At 33.5% G+C, this 21,666-nt stretch carries 19 protein-coding genes; 6 read left to right on the top strand and 13 right to left on the bottom strand.

What is annotated here, in order from left to right:
• The 4 genes from EAH81_RS04735 (at nt 1) to EAH81_RS04720 (ending at nt 2,082) form a co-directional block, all read left to right on the top strand.
• Nucleotides 1-327 (top strand): hypothetical protein, encoded by a 327-nt coding sequence (locus tag EAH81_RS04735; protein ID WP_140504313.1) that lies wholly within the window; start codon nt 1-3, stop codon nt 325-327.
• Between the two features lie 281 nt (nt 328-608).
• Complete coding sequence (locus EAH81_RS04730) at nt 609-1,253, top strand: alpha/beta hydrolase (protein WP_140504311.1); 645 nt, start codon at nt 609-611, stop codon at nt 1,251-1,253.
• Nucleotides 1,254-1,413: 160 nt separating this feature from the next.
• Nucleotides 1,414-1,647, top strand: coding sequence for a type II toxin-antitoxin system RelE/ParE family toxin (locus EAH81_RS04725; protein ID WP_410501098.1), 234 nt, complete (start codon nt 1,414-1,416; stop codon nt 1,645-1,647).
• A 120-nt stretch (nt 1,648-1,767) separates the two neighbouring features.
• Nucleotides 1,768-2,082, top strand: a complete 315-nt coding sequence (locus tag EAH81_RS04720; protein WP_140504309.1) for a helix-turn-helix domain-containing protein — start codon at nt 1,768-1,770, stop codon at nt 2,080-2,082.
• A gap of 67 nt (nt 2,083-2,149) precedes the next feature.
• Here the strand turns inward: EAH81_RS04720 and EAH81_RS04715 are convergent, their stop codons facing one another.
• Genes EAH81_RS04715 through EAH81_RS04705 form a run of 3 tightly spaced genes read right to left on the bottom strand, consistent with a single transcriptional unit; the run spans nt 2,150 to nt 3,910 of the window.
• On the bottom strand, nt 2,150-2,578 hold the full coding sequence (locus tag EAH81_RS04715) for a hypothetical protein (RefSeq protein WP_140504307.1): 429 nt from the start codon (nt 2,576-2,578) through the stop codon (nt 2,150-2,152).
• 49 nt (nt 2,579-2,627) lie between these two features.
• Nucleotides 2,628-3,131 carry a hypothetical protein gene (locus EAH81_RS04710; protein WP_140504304.1) on the bottom strand — a complete coding sequence of 168 codons (504 nt, stop codon included), beginning with the start codon at nt 3,129-3,131 and terminating at the stop codon, nt 2,628-2,630.
• A gap of 14 nt (nt 3,132-3,145) precedes the next feature.
• Nucleotides 3,146-3,910 carry an MBL fold metallo-hydrolase gene (locus EAH81_RS04705; RefSeq protein ID WP_140504302.1) on the bottom strand — a complete coding sequence of 255 codons (765 nt, stop codon included), beginning with the start codon at nt 3,908-3,910 and terminating at the stop codon, nt 3,146-3,148.
• 90 nt (nt 3,911-4,000) lie between these two features.
• On the opposite strand from EAH81_RS04705, the gene EAH81_RS04700 reads away from it, so the two are divergent.
• Nucleotides 4,001-5,461 (top strand): TonB-dependent receptor, encoded by a 1,461-nt coding sequence (locus EAH81_RS04700; RefSeq protein ID WP_140504300.1) that lies wholly within the window; start codon nt 4,001-4,003, stop codon nt 5,459-5,461.
• Nucleotides 5,462-5,746: 285 nt separating this feature from the next.
• On the opposite strand, the gene bcp is transcribed toward EAH81_RS04700, so the two are convergent.
• A complete protein-coding gene (gene bcp, locus EAH81_RS04695) occupies nt 5,747-6,199 on the bottom strand; it encodes a thioredoxin-dependent thiol peroxidase (RefSeq protein WP_140504298.1) in 453 nt (150 codons plus the stop codon).
• Nucleotides 6,200-6,388: 189 nt separating this feature from the next.
• On the opposite strand from bcp, the gene EAH81_RS04690 reads away from it, so the two are divergent.
• Complete coding sequence (locus EAH81_RS04690; protein WP_140504296.1) at nt 6,389-7,045, top strand: endonuclease III domain-containing protein; 657 nt, start codon at nt 6,389-6,391, stop codon at nt 7,043-7,045.
• A gap of 17 nt (nt 7,046-7,062) precedes the next feature.
• On the opposite strand, the gene EAH81_RS04685 is transcribed toward EAH81_RS04690, so the two are convergent.
• The 9 genes from EAH81_RS04685 to EAH81_RS04650 all read right to left on the bottom strand — a co-directional run bounded on the left by EAH81_RS04685 (nt 7,063) and on the right by EAH81_RS04650 (nt 21,482).
• Nucleotides 7,063-8,127: a tetratricopeptide repeat protein gene (locus EAH81_RS04685; RefSeq protein ID WP_140504294.1), complete on the bottom strand. Its 1,065-nt coding sequence runs from the start codon at nt 8,125-8,127 to the stop codon at nt 7,063-7,065.
• Nucleotides 8,128-8,706: 579 nt separating this feature from the next.
• On the bottom strand, nt 8,707-8,850 hold the full coding sequence (locus tag EAH81_RS27630) for a hypothetical protein (protein WP_170214123.1): 144 nt from the start codon (nt 8,848-8,850) through the stop codon (nt 8,707-8,709).
• A gap of 50 nt (nt 8,851-8,900) precedes the next feature.
• Nucleotides 8,901-9,485, bottom strand: a complete 585-nt coding sequence (locus EAH81_RS04680) for an RNA polymerase sigma factor (RefSeq protein WP_140504292.1) — start codon at nt 9,483-9,485, stop codon at nt 8,901-8,903.
• A gap of 328 nt (nt 9,486-9,813) precedes the next feature.
• On the bottom strand, nt 9,814-10,572 hold the full coding sequence (locus EAH81_RS04675; protein WP_140504290.1) for a family 16 glycosylhydrolase: 759 nt from the start codon (nt 10,570-10,572) through the stop codon (nt 9,814-9,816).
• Nucleotides 10,573-10,655: 83 nt separating this feature from the next.
• The gene (locus EAH81_RS04670; protein WP_140504288.1) at nt 10,656-12,317 is read right to left on the bottom strand and encodes a family 16 glycosylhydrolase; all 1,662 of its coding nucleotides are present in this window, start codon (nt 12,315-12,317) and stop codon (nt 10,656-10,658) included.
• Nucleotides 12,318-12,329: 12 nt separating this feature from the next.
• Nucleotides 12,330-13,883, bottom strand: coding sequence for a hypothetical protein (locus tag EAH81_RS04665; RefSeq protein WP_140504287.1), 1,554 nt, complete (start codon nt 13,881-13,883; stop codon nt 12,330-12,332).
• Nucleotides 13,884-13,895: 12 nt separating this feature from the next.
• Nucleotides 13,896-15,395, bottom strand: a complete 1,500-nt coding sequence (locus EAH81_RS04660; protein ID WP_140504285.1) for a RagB/SusD family nutrient uptake outer membrane protein — start codon at nt 15,393-15,395, stop codon at nt 13,896-13,898.
• Nucleotides 15,396-15,406: 11 nt separating this feature from the next.
• Nucleotides 15,407-18,472: a SusC/RagA family TonB-linked outer membrane protein gene (locus EAH81_RS04655; RefSeq protein ID WP_140504284.1), complete on the bottom strand. Its 3,066-nt coding sequence runs from the start codon at nt 18,470-18,472 to the stop codon at nt 15,407-15,409.
• A 241-nt stretch (nt 18,473-18,713) separates the two neighbouring features.
• The gene (locus tag EAH81_RS04650; RefSeq protein WP_140504282.1) at nt 18,714-21,482 is read right to left on the bottom strand and encodes a triple tyrosine motif-containing protein; all 2,769 of its coding nucleotides are present in this window, start codon (nt 21,480-21,482) and stop codon (nt 18,714-18,716) included.
• Between the last annotated feature and the right edge of the window lie 184 nt (nt 21,483-21,666).

Genomic DNA, 21,666 nt, shown 5'->3' with positions numbered 1-21,666 from the left:
ATGAATAATTCAATCGAAGAGGGAAAATCTATCGCAATTACCAGTTATATTTTGATTATTGGTGTTTTAATTGCGATGTCTATGAACTCTGAAAATAAAAATAGTTTTGCTTCTTTTCATATTCGTCAAGCTTTAGGTTTATCACTTACTTTTATCTCTTTCGGAGCCATTATAAGCAACTTTGACAGCTTTATGATCACGTTTCCAATGTGGATTTGTATTTCGATATTATGGACTTACGGGATTTTTAGCGCCATTCAGGGGCAAACAAAACCAATTCCGTTAGTTGGCGGACTTTTTCAAAAATGGTTCAAATCTATTGGATAATCTAAAAGGAAATTCCAATTTTTAAATTCCAATTAAAAATTAAAATTACAAAAAAGAAATCCGTTACAATCCGCGTTTTCGCTTTAGCGAATCTGTTTTATCAGCGTATAAATTTTGAACACGGATGACGCGGATCTGCAAGCAAAAACACGGATAAAAACAGATTTTATAATAATCTCGATAAGCTTTGTCAAAGTTTAAAACTTTGACAAAGCTCAAAATCCTATAAACGTTCTCAAGATCAGCTGAAAACTGAAACTGAGACTGAAAACTAATAAAAAATGAATCTATCTTTAGAATATAAAATACAAGAACCAAAAGTTATCTTAGACAAGAATCCTGTTTTACTTTTATTACACGGATATGGCAGTAACGAAGCTGATTTGTTCTCGTTTGCTACGGAACTTCCTGATAATTATTATATTATTTCTGCACGTGCGCCTTATGATTTACAATATGGAGCTTACGCTTGGTATGCGATAAATTTTGATGCCGATCAGAATAAATTTTCAGATAACGATCAAGCAAAAACTTCTCGTGATTTAATTGCAAAATTCATTGATGAATTAATTGCGAACTATCCAATCGATGCAAATAATGTAACTTTGGTAGGTTTTAGCCAAGGTTCTATTTTGAGCTATTCTGTAGCGCTTTCTTATCCTGAAAAAATCCAGAGAGTTGTAGCAATGAGTGGTTATTTTAACGAAGACATCATGAAGGAAGGTTACGAGAAAAACGATTTCAAGAAATTGAAAATATTCGCATCTCACGGAACCGTAGATCAGGTAATCCCGGTTGATTGGGCTAGAAAAACTCCGGCAATTTTAGAAAACCTAAACATTCCGATTATATATAAAGAATATCCTGTTGGTCACGGTGTGGCTCCGCAGAATTTCTTTGATTTTAAGAACTGGCTGGCTTTGTAGCCTCTTTTAAAATAATTTTTTTTAGGAAAATTCTTTTAAATAATTTCATTATTCTCTATATAAGTTGTATTTTTAAAACTTATAAGATAAACTATTAACTAAATACACAAAAGTATCCTTAAAAGGAAACTTTTGTGTATTTTTGTAATGAGAAAATGTAATGGAAAAACTTTTTGATGTAATATTTCTAGATGAAGCATTTTCATTTCTAAAAAATCTAGAATCAAAACATTCGGAAAAAATCATTTATAACATTCGGAAGTCACAAATCAAAAATGATCCTGAACTTTTTAAGAAATTAAATGATGAAATTTGGGAATTCCGCACACTTTATCAGGGAAAACAATATCGATTATTGGCATTCTGGGTAAAACAAATTCACAAAACACTCTAGTTGTTGCGACACATGGATTTGTAAAAAAACAAAGTAAAATTGGCGATAAAGAAATATTAAGAGCAAAAAATATTAAATCAAATTATTTCCAAGACAAGGATTAATAAAATTTATAGATAAATGAAAATACATACATTAGATGATGTTACTGACAATCTAGTTGGAAAAATTGGAACTCCAAATAGAGATAAGTTTGAATATGATTTGCAAATAGATTTAATTGGAAGTGTTATAAAACAAACCCGAAAAAATCAAAATTTAACTCAGGAAGAGTTGGGAAAACTTATAGGAGTTCAAAAAGCACAAATTTCTAAATTGGAAAATAATGCTGGAAACATAACATTAGACACTTTAATTAAAGTGTTTACCGCATTAAAAGCCAAAGTTAAATTTCAGATAGAACTATCCGACTTAAATATTAGCTTTGATAAATAAAATAGTTTATAATCACACTTTCAATCCCACAAATGAGACTAAAAACTGCGACTGAATACTGTAAACTTTACTCTCCTGTATAAATAATCTTATCTCCTTTTTTAAGAACATAACCTTTCCAGGGAATTAATTGATAATCATCTTTAATCCAAGGTTCTCCTTCTGCTTTTCTTTCGAGAATAATAGCATCTTTTTGGCTATCCAGGAAAAGTTCGGCTTTGTTTCCGTCAAAAATTACGAAAGCAGCGGTTGTGTATGTTTTTCCATCGTCGGCGTGAGATAATTTTGTTCCTTCAAAGATGCGAATACATTCTTTTTTAAGAGTTGACCAAGTATATCCCGCAGAAGCTTTACAACCATGAGCGTCAGAATCTCCTCCAACAACAACCGGTTTAGTTTCTACTTTTTTATCCGGAGTTTTATTTTCATCCGAAACTTTTTTTCCACAAGAAAACGAAAGACCTATAATAATCGAAAACAAAAATATTTTTTTCATAAGTTCTATTTTTTATCTGATTATGGTAAAAAATAGAACTTATTCAATCCTATTTTTGATATAACCAAGTCTGATTTACTTCAAAAGTAATCTTTTCATCTTGATCAACAAAATATTTTAACAAGACTTCTCCCCATAATTCTCCATTGCTATAATCTGCAATGATCCATCTGTGATTTAAAATTTTTATTTTATTGATGATAAATTTGTTTGGACCAATTTTATCTTGTCCTGTATAAGGATTTCCCTTAGGATTTGAATTTAAGTCCAATAGTTTTTCGGTAACAACCGGAATCAATTTTTCGTATAGAATTACTTTTCCGCCAGAAGCACTATTATCAAAGTAATTTTGTGCATTTTCGTTGTGTTCTAAAGAAAAATAATCGGCATCAGCCAGTTTTGTTGATACTAAATTGATGCTATCTCTAAGTTTCTTAGTGGTTTTATCGTATCTGTCCTGCTCAAATTTTGCTTCTCGGCTATAAAACATATAAGTAAAAACGTTCATTAATATCGCTAGGATAAAAAGGTAAAGCATTAAGGATTTTTTCATTTTTTTAATCTAATTTAAATTGTAATTTCTAAGTTATCGTATGCCAGAAATACGTTTTTAGGAAGTTGTTTCTGTACTTCTTCATGAAAGCCTAAAACGTGGCTAATATGGGTTAAATAAGCGATTTCCGGTTGCACCAAATTTATAAAATCAAGTGCTTCCTGCAAATTAAAATGTGTATCGTGTGGTTCTACCCGTAATGCATTTACAACTAAAACTTTAAGGTTTTTAAGTTTCTTAATTTCAGCTTCTTCAATGGTTTTAACATCGGTTAGGTAAGCAAAATCATCGATACGATAACCAAAAACCTGCAAATCTCCGTGCATTACATTTACCGGAATTGCCATTTTATCACCAACCGCAAAAGGTTCGTTATTGATTACTTCAATAGTTTTAACACTTGGGGCGCCGGGATATTTGTTTACGGTTTCGAAAACATATTCAAAACGGCGTTTCAAATTATCAATTACTCTTTGATGTGCATAAACAGGAATTTCACCCTGACGAAAATTGTACGGGCGTATATCATCTAAACCGGCAGTATGATCTGCATGTTCATGCGTAAACAATATTGCATCGAGATGTCGGCAGCCACACGAAAGCATTTGCTGCCTGAAATCGGGACCGCAATCGATCACGTATGAATGTTCGTTCCATGTAATCCAAATGGCTACTCTGAGCCTTTTATCCTTAGCATCAGTGCTTTTACAAACAGGATGATCGACTCCGATAATCGGAATACCTTGAGATGTACCTGTGCCTAAAAAATATACCTTCAATTGAACTTATTTTTTTTACAAAAATAGGATTATTTCTCTTTCATTAGAAGCCTAATTTGCTAACTTTGTAACAAATCTATTTAAAATAAAATGGGTACAGAAATAAAACTCAAAGGTGACAAGGTCATCGAACAGATTCCTTCTATAAAAGACAAAGCGTTACGCATAAATTTAAACGAGAATATTTACGGAACATTTGCTGAAATTGGTGCGGGACAGGAAACCGTCAGGCATTTTTTCAGATCCGGAGGTTCATCGGGAACAATTGCAAAAGCAATGTCTGCCTATGACAAAGATTTTAGTGACGCCGTTTATGGAACTGAAAAAGATGGTCGCTACGTAACCGAAGAGCGACTAAAAAAAATGCTTACTCTTGAAGGACAAATCATTGAAGAGCGATTAAGCAGGGAAAAACATCCGACAAAACTCTTCTTTAGTTACGCCAATACTGTTGCAACGATAGATTTTGCCAAACAATTTAAAGGTCACGGTTGGGTTGGAATTCGATACCAAATTGAACCTGACGAAGCTTACAACGAAATTATTCTACACATTCGTTTTAAAGAAACGGATGCCAGACTACAACAAGAAACTCTCGGAATTTTAGGTGTAAACTTAATTTACGGTGCTTTTTACAAATACAATGATCCAAAACGATTACTTCGTTATTTATACGATCACTTAGACAAAGACCAACTTGAAATTGATACTATTAACTTCTCAGGACCTCGTTTTGCTGATGTTGATAATCGATTGATGAGTTTGCAACTGGTTAAAAACGGAATGACTGATGCCGTAATGTTTAATCCTGAAGGGAAAAATGTTTTACCAGCCGCCATTTTATACAAAAAAAATCTTCTTGCTTTTAGAGGTAGTTTTCGTCCCGTTACGAATGTAAACCTTGATATGTACGAGAAATCTCTTAAGATGTTTCTTGAAGAAAATAAGGTTGAGAAAGACAATACTTTGGTAGTTTTTGAAATTACACTTTCGAATTTACGTTCTGATGGTGAAATTGATGAGCGCGATTTTATGGATAGAGCCGAATTGCTTTGTTCACTAGGTCAAACTGTAATGATTTCGAATTTCCAGGAATATTATAAAGTAGTTGAATACTTTGCTAATTATACCAAAGCAAGAATGGGATTAGCGATGGGTGTAAACAACTTAGTAGATATTTTTGATGAGAAATACTACCGTCACTTAAGTGGCGGAATCCTTGAAGCTTTTGGAAAATTATTCTACCGTGACATGAAAGTCTTCTTATACCCAATGTTGGGTGAAAATGGAGAAATTATTACTTCTGAAAACTTAAAAGTCCACCCTAGAATGAAGGAGTTGTATAAATTCTTTAAATTCAATGGAAAAGTGGTTGATATCGTAGATTACAACCCTGATATATTAAATGTATTCTCCCGTGAAGTTCTGAAAATGATTAGTCAAGGAAAATCTGGCTGGGAACCAATGCTTCCGTCAGGAGTTGCTGAAATTATAAAAGAACACCATCTTTTTGGGTATCATCCGCAGAAAGAACTGGAACAGAATAACTAAAAAAAAGGTCCGAAAAAGAAATTTCTTTTTCGGACCTTTTTTTTAGTTTCAGGTTTCAAGTTTTTCTTGTTTCAGGTTTCTTTTGTTACGCAGATTTTAATGTAGAGACACACAGCAGTGCGTTTAACACAAAACCAAGACGCACTGCTGTGCGTCTCTATGTGTATAATTGATTGATAAACGAGATGGATTAAAATCCATCCCTACACAATATGTTCTATTCCTCTGGAACGTTTTATGACCACAACTTGAAACAAAAAAAACTTTTCAACCTGAAACATTTTTTTACTTCAAAATCTGCGCTGCGTGTTCTTTTGTTTTTACTTTTTCGATTACCTCATCGATGATTCCGTTTTCGTCGATTACGAATGTTGTTCTGTTGATTCCGTCGTATTCTCTTCCCATGAATTTCTTTGGTCCCCAAACTCCAAATGCGTTGATTACTGATTTGTCTTCGTCTGCTAATAACGGAAAAGGAAATTCATATTTGTCTTTGAATTTTGCCTGCGCTTTCTGACTGTCGGCACTTACACCAAGAAGTTCATAATTATTGGCTTTAAAGCGCTCAAAATTATCTCTTAAATCACATGCTTCAGCCGTACAACCTGGTGTACTTGCTTTTGGATAAAAGAATACTACTAATTTTTTTCCGGCGTAATCTGCCAGTTTATGTGTTTTGCCATCCTGATCTACTCCTGAAAAATTTGGTGCTTTATCACCGGCTTTTAATGTTATCATTTATTATAGATTTTAGATTTTAGATTTTAGATTTTAGATTTTAGATTTTAGATTTTAGATTTTAGATTTTTGGATTGCGCATAAAAACCAAATTTACAATTCATAACTACTAACTAATAATTCATCATTAATAATTCATAATTAACAATTGATAATTTATACTATTTTTACAGGATTAAAAATACGGAAATGAATAAAGAAGCTCGCGTACAATTTGTTATAAATACGTTAAAAGAACTCTACCCTACTATACCTGTCCCATTAGACCATAAAGATCCTTATACACTGTTGATTGCTGTTTTACTTTCGGCGCAATGTACGGATGTTCGCGTGAATCAGATTACGCCGTTACTTTTTGCTAAGGCTGATAATCCGTATGACATGATTAAAATGTCTGTGGAAGAAATCAAGGAAATAATTCGGCCTTGTGGTTTATCTCCGATGAAATCGAAGGGAATTCATGGTTTATCGCATATTTTGATTGACAAACATAATGGTGAAGTTCCGCAAAGTTTTGAAGCTCTTGAAGAATTACCTGCTGTTGGACATAAAACAGCTAGTGTGGTAATGTCGCAAGCTTTTGGCGTTCCTGCTTTTCCGGTTGATACTCATATTCATAGACTAATGTACAGATGGAATCTTTCGAATGGAAAAAATGTTGTACAAACTGAAAAAGATGCTAAAAGATTATTCCCAAGAGAAATATGGAATGACTTGCATCTTCAGATTATTTGGTACGGACGTGAATATTCGCCTGCAAGAGGATGGAGTTTGGAGAAAGATATTATTACGAGAACCGTTGGCAAAAAATCGGTAATAGAAGAAGCTGATAAAAAGAAAATTTAGCAGCTTCTTTTTTATTTTTACATGCTGCTCTTTAAGGCATTGTATTCATTTGTCATATCCAACGATCTGTAAACTCCTAAAAGTGTTTTTGTTGCATCTGTATTTTTAGGTTCGATTGTCAGCACTTTTTTAAGATATGGAATTGCACTACGGGCAACATCATCTTTTCTGGCGTTTAACTTATCATATTTCTGCATTTCTGCAGGGGAAGTCCCTAACATGGCTATTTCATCAGCGAGATCTTTTTTCATTTGCAACTTTAGATAAGCAAGATTTATATAGGCATCAATGTAATTTGGATCTAATTCCAAAACATAATTATAGGTTGTTTCTGCTTTGGCATAATCCTTTTTTTCCATATAAGAATAAGCTAAATTACTATTAACTTCAATTTTCTTAGAAGGAACGGACTCTGTTCTTGGTTTTTCATATGATCCTTGCAAAATTGCTGATTCTCTGGCTTTTGGAGAAACAAAAACATCTTCTTCTTTTGTTTTTTTGTTTGTAGCTAGATACAGAATTCCTTTTCCTGAAAAATTAATCTTTTTTAAGGCTTCGTAGTATTTTATTGCCAGATCATAATCTTTAGCATTTACAGAAGATGCTGCAGCATTGTATAGGTTTAATGTGTCTTTTTTATCAAACAAATAAACTTTATAACTTTTCTCAGCACTTTCTTTGAATTTACCGGCATTAAAATCAGTCATAGCACCATTTACCAGACTGGACTTCATTTCTTTTAAAGCCGCATTAGCCTTGACAGTAAATTTAAATTTGCCTGATTCATTTTCGTATAAAAATACGTCCTGATAAGATTGTGCTGCTTGTGTAAAATTATTAGCTGCATCAATATTTTTTACAGCTAAATCTTTTAACACGTTTCCTTTTAAAAAATAAAAATCAGATTTATCTTCATCAGATGCATTAAGAATGAGGTATTCTGTTTTATTTAAAATTGCTGAAGCTTCGTCGCTTTTTCCTTTATCAAATAAAGTTTGGGCCTCTTTAATTTGGTCTTTTTGAGCAAGTGCTCCAATACTCATCAATAGTAGACTTGAGAGTATTATAAGGTTATTTTTCATCTTGGTGGTTTTGTTTAGTTGGTAAATAGATTGGAACTAGTAATATTATATTACAGAACAAAATCTCTCCTTTTGTCTATAATAAATATGTAGCATAAAAAGTGTAATTGGCCTTTATTCTTTTTATACAGCATTTTTCATGCTCAACAAACAAAACAAAATAAAATAGTGTAATTTTTCTTCATAGGTGATCTGGTTATTTTGGTTAAACTTTGTTTTTTTATTTTTTGCTGGTAAATTCTTATACATATAAACTTTTTAATACGAAAAAGTCTTTGATTAAGCGATTTAATTGAATAAAAAATTATTTTTTAACCAAAATAAAACTAATTATTGAATAAATAAACAAAATGTGAACAAATTATTAAATTTTAACACATGTGCCTTAAAAACAGAACTCAATCTTCACAAAATCAGATCAATAGAACAATATTATTTGAGGAAGTAAAAAACAAAAAAACAGATTTAGTACATAAAAAAACTCACTACCTGTATTTGCATACAAATAGTGAGCTTTCAACCAAAACGACCATTTGGTTTTTCTTTCGAAATAAACATCCGACCAGAGTAGTGGGCTGTTTAATTAGCTATAATTTCAAAACTTTTATCTTCAATTTTCACAATTGTTAATGCTTGTGAATAATTAAGTAAAAAAGAAATAACTTCTTTTTTAGGTTTTAAATTCTTTGAAGCTAATGCCTTTTTCGAGTAAATTTTCGCCATACTATGAAAATGTTTTATAATAGTATAACGGGCTAATAATCAAAATAGTATTAGTTGGTTAAAATAATTTGATGTTTATCAATTATTTTTCTCAAATTCATTAGCGCATAACGCATTCTTCCTAATGCTGTATTTATACTGACATTTGTCAATTCCGAGATTTCTTTGAAGCTCATATCCTGATACATACGCATCACTAATACTTCTTTTTGATCTTCAGGTAACTCCTCGATTAATTTTTTTAAGTCAATTTCGACCTGATCGACAATCATTTTACCTTCAATGGTTAAGGAATCATCAGACATTATAGAAAAGATAGAAAACTCTTCTGTCTCTCTGTACATTGGCATTTTTTTGGTTTTGCGAAAATGATCCACAATTAGATTGTGGGATATACGCATTACCCAAGGCAAAAATTTACCTTCTTCATTATAGGAGTTACTTTTTAAGGTTTTGATTACCTTAATGAAAGTGTCTTGAAAAATATCGTTTGAAATATCTCTATCAGCGATCTTAGAATATATAAAACCATATATTTTAGATTCGTGTCTCTTTATTAATGTTCCAAGTGCAGATTCGTTGCCTTCGACATAATTTTTCACTAATAGAGCGTCTGGAATATGCAGATCAGCCATAATACTACTTTTTTTAGTTTCTGTATAAAATTTTAAGTAATTTTTTCTAAAAAGTAGTTTTATTGTATAGGCGTATCCTTTTTTGAGTTATGTTAATATTGTGACCAAATTTAACAAATAAATGTTTTAAAAAGCAAATAAAAGAAACAATAATTATCAAGAAAACATTAAGTTTTGTAAAATAAACTTAAACTTTGCCTGTAAAAGGTTCAAAATACTCAAAATAAAAAGTATTTTTAACAGTTAAAAACAGATGTAAATAACTTACAACTAAACACTTAAGCATTCTACATCTGTTCTAAATACAACATTTTAAAGTATTATTTTTTTATTGGTAAACACGTACATAATCGACGTAATATTTTTGCGGAAGCACCTTATCATCGACTTCAGGACCTCCAAAATTTCCCCCTATGGCCAAATTTAGGATAATATAGAATGGTTTATCAAATGGCCACGTATCTTCATTTTTTACTTGAGGATTGAAGGTATAAACTAATGTTTTATCTACAAAAAAGTCCATTTTTTCTTTGGTCCACTCAATAGCATATACATGATATCCTTCTTCTATTGTAGGAAAAGCAGTTCTTTTTGTATTAATTGTATTTCCGTGACTGTCTTGTGTATGCAAGGTTGTATAGACCATATGCGGATCTCTGCCAATGTATTCCAGAATATCTATTTCTCCGGTTTTAGGCCATTTTACGGCATCGATATTGGCGCCCAACATCCAGAAAGCTGGCCATAGACCGTGACCAATTGGCAATTTTGCTCTGGCTTCTATTCGTCCATACAAGAAATCTTTCTTTCCTTTTGTGGTTATTTTTGTAGAGGTGTATTTATCTCCTTCTTTTCTGGCTTCGATAACTAAATTCCCGTCTTTTAATTCGTGATTTGTTTTGGTATAAATCTGTCTTTCATTATTTCCGAATCCACAAAGATCAGGACAACCATCTCCAATTTCAAAATTCCAAACAGATTCGTTTACTTCCTTTTTATTAAAATTTTCTTCCCAGACTAGTTTTCGTTTTACTGTCTGAGCAAAACCAAAACTGGTAATCAATAATAATACAATTACTTTTTGCATAATTTCATTTTTAAATTGCTAAAATTAAGAAGGCCAGCCTTAAACTGACCTTCTTACTTCATTCTTACTAATTAATTTGTATTCTATTGATATACTCGTACATAATCGATCTCCATCGAAGATTGTGTAAAAGCGGGATCAATATTACCGCCCAGATTACCGCCCATTGCGACATTCAAAATTAAGAAAAAGTCACTATTAAAGGGAAGCGTACCGTCATTAGGAACTGAATGAATCATGGTGTCATCTACATACGTTTTGACTGATGATGCTGTCCAGATTGTTTTATAAACATGAAATTCTGTTGAGACATTTGGTATTGTTTTGGAGCCTGTATTACCATCTCCTCCTGAATGTCCGGGATAATGAAGCGTGCTCAAAATAACATTCTGGTTATTGCCCACATGCTCCATCATATCAATTTCTCCACAGGCTGGCCAAGGTTTGGTTGCATAATTTTGTCCTAACATCCATAATGCCGGCCACGTTCCTGCTCCTGTTGGAAGCTTGGCTTTTATTTCGAGTTTTCCATAAGTGAATGCAAACTTGCCATCGGTTTTTAATCGTGCCGAAGAATAATCTGCTCCGCCTGAAGCTTCTTTTTTAGCCGTTATTTTAAGACTTCCGCCCTGAACAATCACATTTGTTGCTGAATTGGTATAATTCTGTTTTTCATTATTTCCCCAGCCATTTGTTCCTTTTCCTAAATCATAAACCCATTTTGCTGCATCTGGTGCTCCATCAGTATTGAATTCATCAGAAAAAACCAGATTTGTAAAGTCCGGATCCGGAGTTTGATTAGGCGGCGTTGTGGTAAAAGTATGATACCATGCCAAAGAAGCATCTCCGCCCATAATAGCTCTGACAACCATTCTGTTTGCTGTAATTGACAAGATCTCATAAGAACTCTGACCAATATAATACCCCATAAATCCACCATCAGAGAAGTTCAACATTGTACCTCTGGTTTGTGTTTGATGATCCGGATTTTTTGTTACCACAGATTCTGACGGACTTAATGAAACTGTTTTAACTCCTGTCGCGTCATAAGCTAAACATGCATCTCCAGCTCCGCTTCCGCCTGCTACATTTTTGAATGATGCATTAAAGAATGTCGCTCCTCCGTTGTCTAATTCGAATTTCAATTGCCCTCCGACAAGGGAGAATGTCAATACGTTTTCGTATAAACAGCTGCTTGTTGGTGATCCTGCTTTTTCAAAAGGTGTTGCAGAATAGTAATTTGGAAAGAAGTTTTTAGCCGCATCTCCGTCATTTTGTCCCACTCCTAAATGTCCAGGCTCTGATGCTGACCAATACCATTTTTGAGAACTTCCGTTCGTTAAGAACTGAACGGCTTCGTCATCACTAAAATTACTTAATACTGTAACATCTACGGTACTATTTGTAGCTATACCTCCTCTTCCTGTTGCAATTATTGTAACAGTATAGGTATTTACTCCTGTCTTGGTAAAACGTTTGGTAAATACACCGCTTGGAGAATTTTGTGAGGTTCCGTCGCTAAATATATATTTATAAGATACAGCATTATCTGCCGTTGCTATTAACTTTACCATTCCTGAACCGTCTCCGTCCGGAGCATCGGCAGTTTTTCCGATAATTTGAGCTGTTACTTTAAGATTTGAAGGTGCTGACAAATTGCCAAACGCATAATCATCTTTCTGGCAACTTACGGTCAAAAACAATGACAGTAATGCTATTATATTTATAATTATTTTTTTACTCATGATTTCGTTTTTTTAATTGGATTGTTTAATGTCATCAAAATAATAGGTTTTTCCTGTGCCGTTAACTCCAAAGTCAAAGAACACTACTACTCGCTGAAATTGATTGGCCGTTGTTGCGCCGGTGAAATCAAAAGTCAGCTCTTCCCATCCGTTTGCAACAGTTGTAGTCGCATCTACTTCTTTATTGATAGTATTATCTGACATGTTTTCAAACTTCATTTTAACGATAATTCCTGCCTGTGGCGACCATACTTTCATTTTCAATTTCTTGAATGTAGAAAAGCTAAGCGGACTTGCCAATTCGATAAACGATCCGGCCCAAACTTCAGAACCATTTCCTTTTGTTAGTGCGCCTACTTTTGCTGAAGTATTAATTCCTGTTTTATCCGGATTATCGGCTAATACTGAATTTGCTCCACCAAAATTGGTAAAGGAATACGTCAGTACAGAAGATTCGAAAGTCAATGGTAATTTTACCGTTTCTACACCTGCAGTCAATTCGATATCATCAAAATAATAATCAACTCCGGTACCGTTATTTCCAAAATCAAAAAACACCACTACTCTTTGATAATTCTTAGCATTGTCTACCGCTGAGAAATCAAAAGTTAATTCTTCCCAACCGTTAGCAACTGTATTGGTTACGTCAACTTCTGTATTGATATTAGAATCTGTTAAGTTCTCTAATTTCATTTTAACTACAATTCCTGCTTTTGGCGACCATGCTTTAAGCTTGATTTTTTTCAATGTAGAGAAATCAATTGGTACACCTAATTCTAAAAATGAACCTGCCCAAACTTCAGAACCTGCGCTCTTACTTAACTTAGCTACTTTTGCGCTTGGATTGTCTTCGTTTACACTTGGATTATTTGCTACAACTGTATTTGCTCCTCCAAAATTGTTAAAGGCATAATTAAGAGTTGCAGATTCAAAATCTACAGGCAATAAAATAGGATTAGAAATCGTAATTGTTTCTTCATAAGTTGTAGTTGCAAGGCCTCCGCTTAATGCTACTACTTTTACGTTATATACTCCTACATTTGCATAAGTATGCGTAATCGTTGCTCCCTCCATGAAATTTACCGGAACTTCATCCGGAGTTTCACCAAAATATACCTGAAAGAAAGTTTCCAGACTTGCCTTTGCTGTAACTGACGCTGACAAATTATCTCCTGCAACATGTGCCAAAGTCACTTGTAGGTTTGTTGGTGCCAAAAACGAAACGGTTACTTCCTGATCTACTTCAGTTATTTTTCCGTTGATTCCCATGGCTTTAATTTTAGCATGGTAAACTCCTTCTGCGTAGGTATGCTCAACAGTTCCTCCAGATCCAAAATAAGCCGATTCCGGACTTCCGTCTCCATAGTTTATTTTGTATTGCGTAACGCCTTCTCCTTTAGGTAAAAAAGTAACTTTACCTGTATTGTCCTGCGTTACGGTGGTCAAAGCAGATATGTTTGACGGTGCACCAACGCTGTCTAAATCAATATCGCTATTATTGTCATTTGAACAACCCAGTAGTATTGTCAAAACGAAAAGACTTATAATAAAATGTAATTTTTTCATAATAATGTTTTTTTAATATCCAGGGTTTTGCTTCCAATTTCCATTTGCGAATTGAATTTCTTCAATTGGCAGCGGAAATAACTCGTTTTTATTTGCTGTAAAACCCGGTATTTTTCCAACTGCTTTTCCAGTTCTTACTAAATCAAAGAAACGATGTCCTTCTCCAAAAAGCTCTGCTCTTCTTTCTGCCCAAATAAAATCAGTAAGTGCTGCTCCCGAAACTGATATATCATGATTATTATCTCCAAAAGCACGTCTTCTTACCTGATTCAAATATCCTCTTGCTTTTGTATCGTCAATTCCGCCACGATTATACGCTTCTGCAGCCATTAATAAAACATCGGCATAACGAATTGCTCTGTAATTATTTGGATTGGTCAAATTCAAATCTCCCTGAGCATTATCGCTTCTTTTTCTTGGCAAATATTTTCTGTTAAAGTATCCTGTGTCTTCATTTCCTTTTCCAAACGTAACTCCTTTTCCTTTGTCATAATCTTTGTTTGCCGCAGCCCACGCTGCAATATCAAGTATGGCAGTATTTTTACGTTTATCTCCTACTTCAAAAGAGTTTGCAGCTTCGGCAGTTGGAACATTAAAACTAAATCCTGAAGAAAAAAGCGGTCCTGAATAATTTCTTACTCCACTAAAACCAACTGCAACGTTTCCTTCACTACATTGTAAACAGGTAAAGGCTGCTCCTTCAACATCTGTATATTGTACTTCAAAAACAGATTCAGCTCCGTTTTCTCCATCCATTTCAAACATCGCATCATAATCTGGTAATAAACTGTATTGTCCTGAAGTTATTACAGCATTAAAAGCAGTTGCAGCTTGTGCAAATTTCTTTTCATATAAATAGGCTTTTCCTAACAATGCCTGAGCGGCACCTTTAGTTACTCGCCCTTTTTGAGATGCTGTTGGAGATAAATTAGCAGCAGCAAAAATTAAATCAGCTTCTATAGAAGCATAAACTTCTTCAACTGATGAACGTGGTACTGTTTTTTCATCTCCAACTTTAAACCTAGCATCCCCTTTCATCGGGATTCCGCCAAACCATTTAACTAACTCAAACTGGTAATACGCTCTTAGAAAATGTGTTTCTGCAAGTAATTGGGTTTTTCCCTCAAAATCGGTTTTATTTTGAAATTCAAGAATATAATTGGCTCTTTGAACTCCTGCAAACATCCAATTCCAAATATCTCTTAAATTGCTGTTTACGGGCGTATGAATCATATCATCTACTTGCTGCCAGCCAATTACATCTGTTGGGCTTTCTCCTCCGGCTAATGTATTGTCTGAAGCAATTTCTCCCAACAAAGCATTTGCATAAGTAGATTGCAACAAATCATAAGCGGCAACAAGGGCATCATTATAGTCATCTTTTGAATTGAAATAATTTTCAGAATCTATAGAATACTGCGGTTTTGGACTTACAAACTCATCTGAACAAGAAATACTTATTGTCGAGAAAAGTGTAAGTGTTATGATGGTGGTAATTAAATATTTTTTCATTTTTATTGAAATTAAAAATTAATGTTTAAACCCAATAAATAGGTTCTTGGAACGGGGTAAAATCCATAATCAATTCCGGCACCAATTGGTGATTGAGAAACTCCGTCTTTATTTGTTGGTCCAAAGGAAGCTCCCGGATCAAAACCTTTATATTTCGTAAAAGTGTATAGATTATTTACTCCTGTATAAAGTCTTAGCTTAGTAATTCCTGCTTTTTGAGTTACTTTTGGATCAATTGTATATCCGATTTGTATATTTTGAATTCTGAAATAAGAAGCATCTTCAACATAATAATCTGAAAGTACATTGTTTGCTGTTGCTCCCGTAGTTACTCTTGGCACTGAATTACTTGTACCCGGACCTGTCCATCTGTCCAAAACATAATCCAATCGATTAGCATCAGAAAGTACACGCTCGTAGTTACGCACCATATCGTTACCAATTGAAGCAAAGCTATAAAGTGCAAAATCAATGCTTTTATAATTTAACTGTATATTGAAACCCATTGTAGCATTAGGAATAGGGTCTCCAATATTGGTTTTATCCTTAGCGTCAATTACGCCATCACCATTTACATCCACATAACGAATATCTCCCGGTGAAGCATTTGCTCCCAACGCTAATTGTGACGGATGTGCATCCACTTCGGCCTGATTTTGAAATAATCCATCTGTTTTATAACCATAGAAATATCCTATTGGTTGTCCGGCTTGCATGCGTGATGCCGCTGGTTGTCCTACTCCAAAACTACCTTGCTCGATAATTCCGGTTCCATTATTTACTTCCAAAACTTCATTCTTAATAAAAGTTACATTATAACCGATACTCAAGCTCAAATCATTTGAAAATTTCTCTTTGTAATCTATCGCAAATTCAAGTCCTGAATTTCTAACTGTACCTGCATTCAAAGTTGGAGGGGTTGCTCCCGGAGCACCAACTCCTGTAATTCCTGAAACTGGAATATCCGGTATCAATAAATCTTTTCTGGTATCAATAAAATAATCTGCTACAATAGAAACTTTATCGTTTAATACTCTAAGGTCTAAACCAACATCAAACTTTTTAGCTTCTTCCCATTTTAAGTTAGGATTAGGTATTTGTCCCGTTGCTACTCCGCTTACTAACTTACCATCAAACACATAAGTAGCTTCTCCGTTTAAAAGACTTAAGAAACCGTTATTCGGGATTTGATCATTTCCTAATGTACCATAACTGGCTCTTAATTTCAGGAAATTAAATGTTTTTGATTCACCAAAGAAACCTTCGTCAGAAATTACCCAACCTCCTGTAAAGGATGGAAAATATCCCACTTTATTATCCGGACCAAATTTTGTTGATGCGTCACGTCTGATCATTGCAGACAGCAAATATTTTCCTTTATAATCATATTGTGCTCTTCCAAAATAAGAAAGTCTTCTTTGGTCATAAACATAACCTCCGGTATTCACCGCTGTTGCCAATCCTTTTGTTAAAGAAAGATCTGCATAATCCCATGAATTATTAGGAACATCAAAACCGGTTCCACTTGCAGAATTTCCCCATTGTTTGTAAATGGTATTTCCTAGCGTTGCCGTGATATTATGGTTCTCCCCAATTTTTGTAACATACGTTCCGTAAAGATCAAAGGAGTAATCATTATCGTTTGTTGCAGTTTGTGTTACAGAACTTCTTTGTACATCAAAGACTTTTCCGCCATAACTTATTTTTTTTCCAAATGTTTTTCCTTCACTGTTTGAAGTATTAAATCCTATTGAACTCGAAAGCGTAAATCCTTTGAAAATTTTATAATCCAAACCAAAATTTCCATTCAGTTTTTTATAATTGTAATCATTATAGGTATTAGCAATTTGTGCCAGCGGATTTATAATTTCTGTTCCTAATCCTGTTGTACTTGGTACTAAAGTATAATTGCCATTTGCATCATAAGGAGCAAAAGTTGCAGGAACGTTAAGCGCATTAAACAATACAGAACCTAATCCGTTTTCGTTAATGGTTTTTCTATCAAAATACGTGTAGATTACGTTCGTTTTTACTTTGAATTTATCACTCAAATCAGCTCCTAAAGCTAATCTTGCAGTGTTTCTTAAAAATCCTGATTTAGCTGAGCCCACAATTCCTTCCTGATCCAGATGTGAACCACTAATAGAATAGGTAATTTTATCAGAACCTCCGGAGATTGTTATATCACTATTTAATATAGGAACACTTTTACCAAGAACCTGTTTTTGCCAATCCGTGCCAGTTCCTAAGCCACTTGCATTTGGATAAGGAAGCGCTTTTCCGCCATTAGCATAACTTTCATTTAATAATAAAGCATATTCAGTCGCATTAAGCATTGGTAATTTTCTTGAAGCTTCCTGAAATCCTGTATAACTATTAAAAGAGACTTTTGTTTTGGAGTTCTTTTTACCCATTTTAGTGGTAATTAAGATGATTCCGTTTGCTGCAATTGTTCCGTAGATAGCAGCCTGAGCATCTTTTAATACTGTAATTGTCTCTATATCATTTGGATTAAGCAAGCTTAAATCTCCTACATATCCATCAATAATAGCCTGAGGTCCATTCTCACCATTGGTTGCAATACCACGAATGCGGATATCCAGCTTTGCTCCCGGTGCTCCGGATTGTGTGGTAACATTTACTCCGGAAACAGTTCCCTGCAACGCTTGTTCAACCTTAATTGGTTTTAGGATGTCAAGCGTTTTACTGTCAATTACAGAAACAGCTCCTGTTACTTCTCTTTTCTTTTGAGTTCCATATCCAATCACGACAACTTCTTCAAGTGATCTGGCATCATCACTCATTTTTACTGTAATTTTTGGTGCAGAAACCACAACTTCTTGTGTTTTAAAACCGATATAACTGAAGATAATTGTCGTTCCTTTTGGAACTCCTAATAATTTAAAAGATCCGTCAAAGTCTGTGGTTGTACTTTGTGACGAACTTTTAACCTTTACATTCACGCCAGGCAATGATAAACCTGAGCCATCTAGTACTGTTCCATTTACATCAAAAGACTGCGAAAACGCAAACGATGTAAACAGTAATAGTACGGTTAGTAATAATTTAGATTTCATAATTAGTTAGTTTTTATTGAAAGCTAAAATTATCGTATCCTCTTAATAATACGTTAAAATTAACCACAACAAAAAACATACATCATAAAAAAATAACAGTAAAATTCAATATATCTCAAAAAACATCTTGATTTATATATAATTTCAGAATCAAAATTTCCTTAACATTACCTTAACAAAAACACTATAAATATCAAATGTTGAGGTAATGTATAGTTTTTTATCACCGTTTTTTGAGTTCCTATACAGCAAGAATATATTCGACCAAACCAATTTCGTGCTGTAAATCCATTTTTTTACGCAAACGATATCTTTTAATTTCAACACTTCGAACCGAAATATTAAATAAAGGAGCAATTTCTTTTGAAGAAAGATTTAATCGCAGGTACGCACAAAGACGCAAATCGTTTGGAGTCAATAACGGATGCAGTTGTTTGATTCTTTTCAGGAAATCTTTATCGGCATTATCAAACGCTTCTTTAAAGACATTCCAGGAATCTTCTTCTGTTATGTTTTTATTTATGGTACTAATAACAGATTTAATATTATTGCTGTCATTTTGCGTTGTCTTTTTCAGATCGTCTTTGATAAAAGCAAGCAATTCGTTTTTACTATTCAAACTCATTGTCGAAACTGCCAATTCGCGATTCTTATTATCAACATCCTGCGACAATTGCTCGTTTCTGAGTTTCATTAATTGCTGTTCGTTTTCCAGTTCTTTAATCTCCAGTAAAAGATTATTCTCCTCAATTAATTTTGCTTCTTGCTTTCTATAATAATTAGTGTAGGCTTTGTTCACAAAATAAGCCAGAACAATCATTAAAAGAAAATAAATAAACCAAGCCAGATTGGTCAAATACCACGGTTTTAAAACCACAAATGTATAGGTGGCTGTATTTTCTAAAATTATATTGGCATATTTGGCTCTTACTTTAAATGTATATTTTCCAGGTGAAAGATTTTTGAAATTCACAGTTGCTTTTGTACTCCATTCGCTCCACTCGTTCTGAAAACCTTCTAATAAATACTGATATTCTGAATTGATGTATTTATTGTATTCCGGAACCGTATAATTCAAAGTGATATTGTTTTCGCTTGAGCGGAAATTCCCTTCGCTTTGAATTGCAACATTCTTTAAAGTTTCGTTTTGTTTATTAATTGCAATATCAGTAATGAAAACCGTATAATTTTTAAAACTTAAATCATCAATATTCAACGTATAATAGCCATCAGTAGTCCCTATTAAATAGGTTGATTTTGAAATTTGAGTAATATTCTCAAAACCCAGCATAGAATTAGTCAATGAAGACGGAATCGGGATTACGTTTTGTTTTAATTGATTGCTGAGTTTACTGGCGGAGAAATAATGAATGTAGTTTTTAGAAAACAACCAGATTTTATTCGAATTATCGACAATTAATTTCCCAGAAGTATATTCGTCTTTTTCAAAAATAGAACTCAGTAAATTGTCTTTTTCAAAGAGTTTCGTAGCAGGATTTAATTTGAAAATTCCGCCTTTGTAAGCATAATAAATTTGATTGTTGAACTTAGTCAAACTTGCATTTTTCCCCTTTTCAGGAGATTTATACGTATAAAAACCATTTGTTTTTAAGAGCGTTTTATCCAGTTTAAGCCTAAAAATTCCTTTGTATTCATGACTTACATAAACATCCAGATTATTTGAAACTTCAAAATATCGGGACGAATAATCAAAACCCTGAACTTTATTTTTGAAAACCCATTGATTGTTTACTTTTTCCAAAACCGAAATTCCGTAATAATTCCCCTGAAGTAATTGATTTTTAGAATTTGGAACAGGTTCAAACTTCCATGTTCCCGATCCCGAAAATATACTTCTTGCGGAATCATTGCTAATAATAAAAGTACCGGAATCATGACCACAAAAAAGCGTATTATCATATACAAAAAGCGACCAAACCTGACCTTTTGTTCCGTTGATAAATTTAAACTCTGAATTGCTTTGGATATTCTTGCAAAACAATCCCTGATTGGTTCCTACATACAACAAACCATTAAAAGTCGCCGATGCATAAACAGTTCCTAAAACTCCCGTATCATCCGTAAAACTGTGCACCGGAGATTGAATATTGATACAATTAATTCCGTTATCAAGTCCTGCCCATAAATTCTGATCTTTATCTTCAAAAAGTGATAGAGCCGTGTTATTGCTTAAACCTTTGCTTTGCGAAATATGATATTTGAGTTTTCCGGTATCCGATAAAATAAAAATCCCGTTAGAGACCGTTCCCAAAGCAAAACTCCCATCCTGAAGATGTTGGCTGCTATAAACAAAACTCGATTTTAATTCTGAATCAACATCGGTAGAAAAACGAGTCAAAGTATTTCCCGTCAATTTATAAATTCCATCCAATTGCGTTTGAATCAACAAACCATCGTCCAGTGTAAAAACATTGACAATCGTAAATTTTTTAAGAATAGGATTATCTGAAACTAGCTTTGCTTTTCCGCTTTCAATTTCAAAAAGTCCTTCTTTTATTGTTTGGAAATAAATAGCATTTTTAGGCGCAAATGATTTTACAACACCATTCTTGGGCGCAATGATTTTGAATTTTCCGGTTTTAGTATCATAAATATAAATTCGGTTCAGGGATTGAAACAAAATCCATTGATCGTACTTCAGAATATTCCAAAATTGTTCATCATCAAGTATTTTATTCTTGATCGTATCGCTAAGCGAAGTATATTTTAGTTTGCCATTAGTTTGTCTTGTCCAATAGCCAAAATTCATGTAACAACCTGTATAAACCTTATTTTCAATCACTTTTACAGATCGAATAATAGTTTCATTTGGAGCAGGATACAATTGCCAGGTTGTTCCGTTATATTCCAAAAGACCGTCGTTATTGGCAAAATATAAATAATTCTGATCGTCCTGCGAAATCATCCAACTTTGATTTCCTGCACCATAAACAGAAGATGAATATTTGACAATTGGCGGAAACTCCTGTGAAAACAGTAAGAAATTCATCAAAAAAAGTAGTATAAACAGTTTAGTTTTCAAATTGGTATATTGTATTAATGGAATATAAAAACAGTTCTAAAATAGTGTTTTTTTTGCCACGGATTAAAAGGATTAATATTGTAAATGTTTTTTTTGCCACTCCCGATAGCTATCGGGATTCACAAATTTTCACAAATTAAGTTGGCGAAAA

The organism is Flavobacterium pectinovorum, assembly GCF_006438875.1.
Lineage (GTDB): Bacteria > Bacteroidota > Bacteroidia > Flavobacteriales > Flavobacteriaceae > Flavobacterium > Flavobacterium pectinovorum_A.
Note: the sequence above shows the minus strand (reverse complement) of the source record. Positions and strands in the feature narration are given on the sequence as shown.

Excerpts from the sequence above, each read along its gene's own strand:
- EAH81_RS04735 (WP_140504313.1), top strand. The coding sequence starts at position 1 with ATGAATAATTCAATCGAAGAGGGAAAATCTATCGCAATTACCAGTTAT.
- EAH81_RS04730 (WP_140504311.1), top strand. The coding sequence starts at position 609 with ATGAATCTATCTTTAGAATATAAAATACAAGAACCAAAAGTTATCTTA.
- EAH81_RS04725 (WP_410501098.1), top strand. The coding sequence starts at position 1,414 with ATGGAAAAACTTTTTGATGTAATATTTCTAGATGAAGCATTTTCATTT.
- EAH81_RS04720 (WP_140504309.1), top strand. The coding sequence starts at position 1,768 with ATGAAAATACATACATTAGATGATGTTACTGACAATCTAGTTGGAAAA.
- EAH81_RS04715 (WP_140504307.1), bottom strand. The coding sequence starts at position 2,578 with ATGAAAAAAATATTTTTGTTTTCGATTATTATAGGTCTTTCGTTTTCT.
- EAH81_RS04710 (WP_140504304.1), bottom strand. The coding sequence starts at position 3,131 with ATGAAAAAATCCTTAATGCTTTACCTTTTTATCCTAGCGATATTAATG.
- EAH81_RS04700 (WP_140504300.1), top strand. The coding sequence starts at position 4,001 with ATGGGTACAGAAATAAAACTCAAAGGTGACAAGGTCATCGAACAGATT.
- bcp (WP_140504298.1), bottom strand. The coding sequence starts at position 6,199 with ATGATAACATTAAAAGCCGGTGATAAAGCACCAAATTTTTCAGGAGTA.
- EAH81_RS04690 (WP_140504296.1), top strand. The coding sequence starts at position 6,389 with ATGAATAAAGAAGCTCGCGTACAATTTGTTATAAATACGTTAAAAGAA.
- EAH81_RS04685 (WP_140504294.1), bottom strand. The coding sequence starts at position 8,127 with ATGAAAAATAACCTTATAATACTCTCAAGTCTACTATTGATGAGTATT.
- EAH81_RS27630 (WP_170214123.1), bottom strand. The coding sequence starts at position 8,850 with ATGGCGAAAATTTACTCGAAAAAGGCATTAGCTTCAAAGAATTTAAAA.
- EAH81_RS04680 (WP_140504292.1), bottom strand. The coding sequence starts at position 9,485 with ATGGCTGATCTGCATATTCCAGACGCTCTATTAGTGAAAAATTATGTC.
- EAH81_RS04675 (WP_140504290.1), bottom strand. The coding sequence starts at position 10,572 with ATGCAAAAAGTAATTGTATTATTATTGATTACCAGTTTTGGTTTTGCT.
- EAH81_RS04670 (WP_140504288.1), bottom strand. The coding sequence starts at position 12,317 with ATGAGTAAAAAAATAATTATAAATATAATAGCATTACTGTCATTGTTT.
- EAH81_RS04665 (WP_140504287.1), bottom strand. The coding sequence starts at position 13,883 with ATGAAAAAATTACATTTTATTATAAGTCTTTTCGTTTTGACAATACTA.
- EAH81_RS04660 (WP_140504285.1), bottom strand. The coding sequence starts at position 15,395 with ATGAAAAAATATTTAATTACCACCATCATAACACTTACACTTTTCTCG.
- EAH81_RS04655 (WP_140504284.1), bottom strand. The coding sequence starts at position 18,472 with ATGAAATCTAAATTATTACTAACCGTACTATTACTGTTTACATCGTTT.
- EAH81_RS04650 (WP_140504282.1), bottom strand. The coding sequence starts at position 21,482 with ATGAATTTCTTACTGTTTTCACAGGAGTTTCCGCCAATTGTCAAATAT.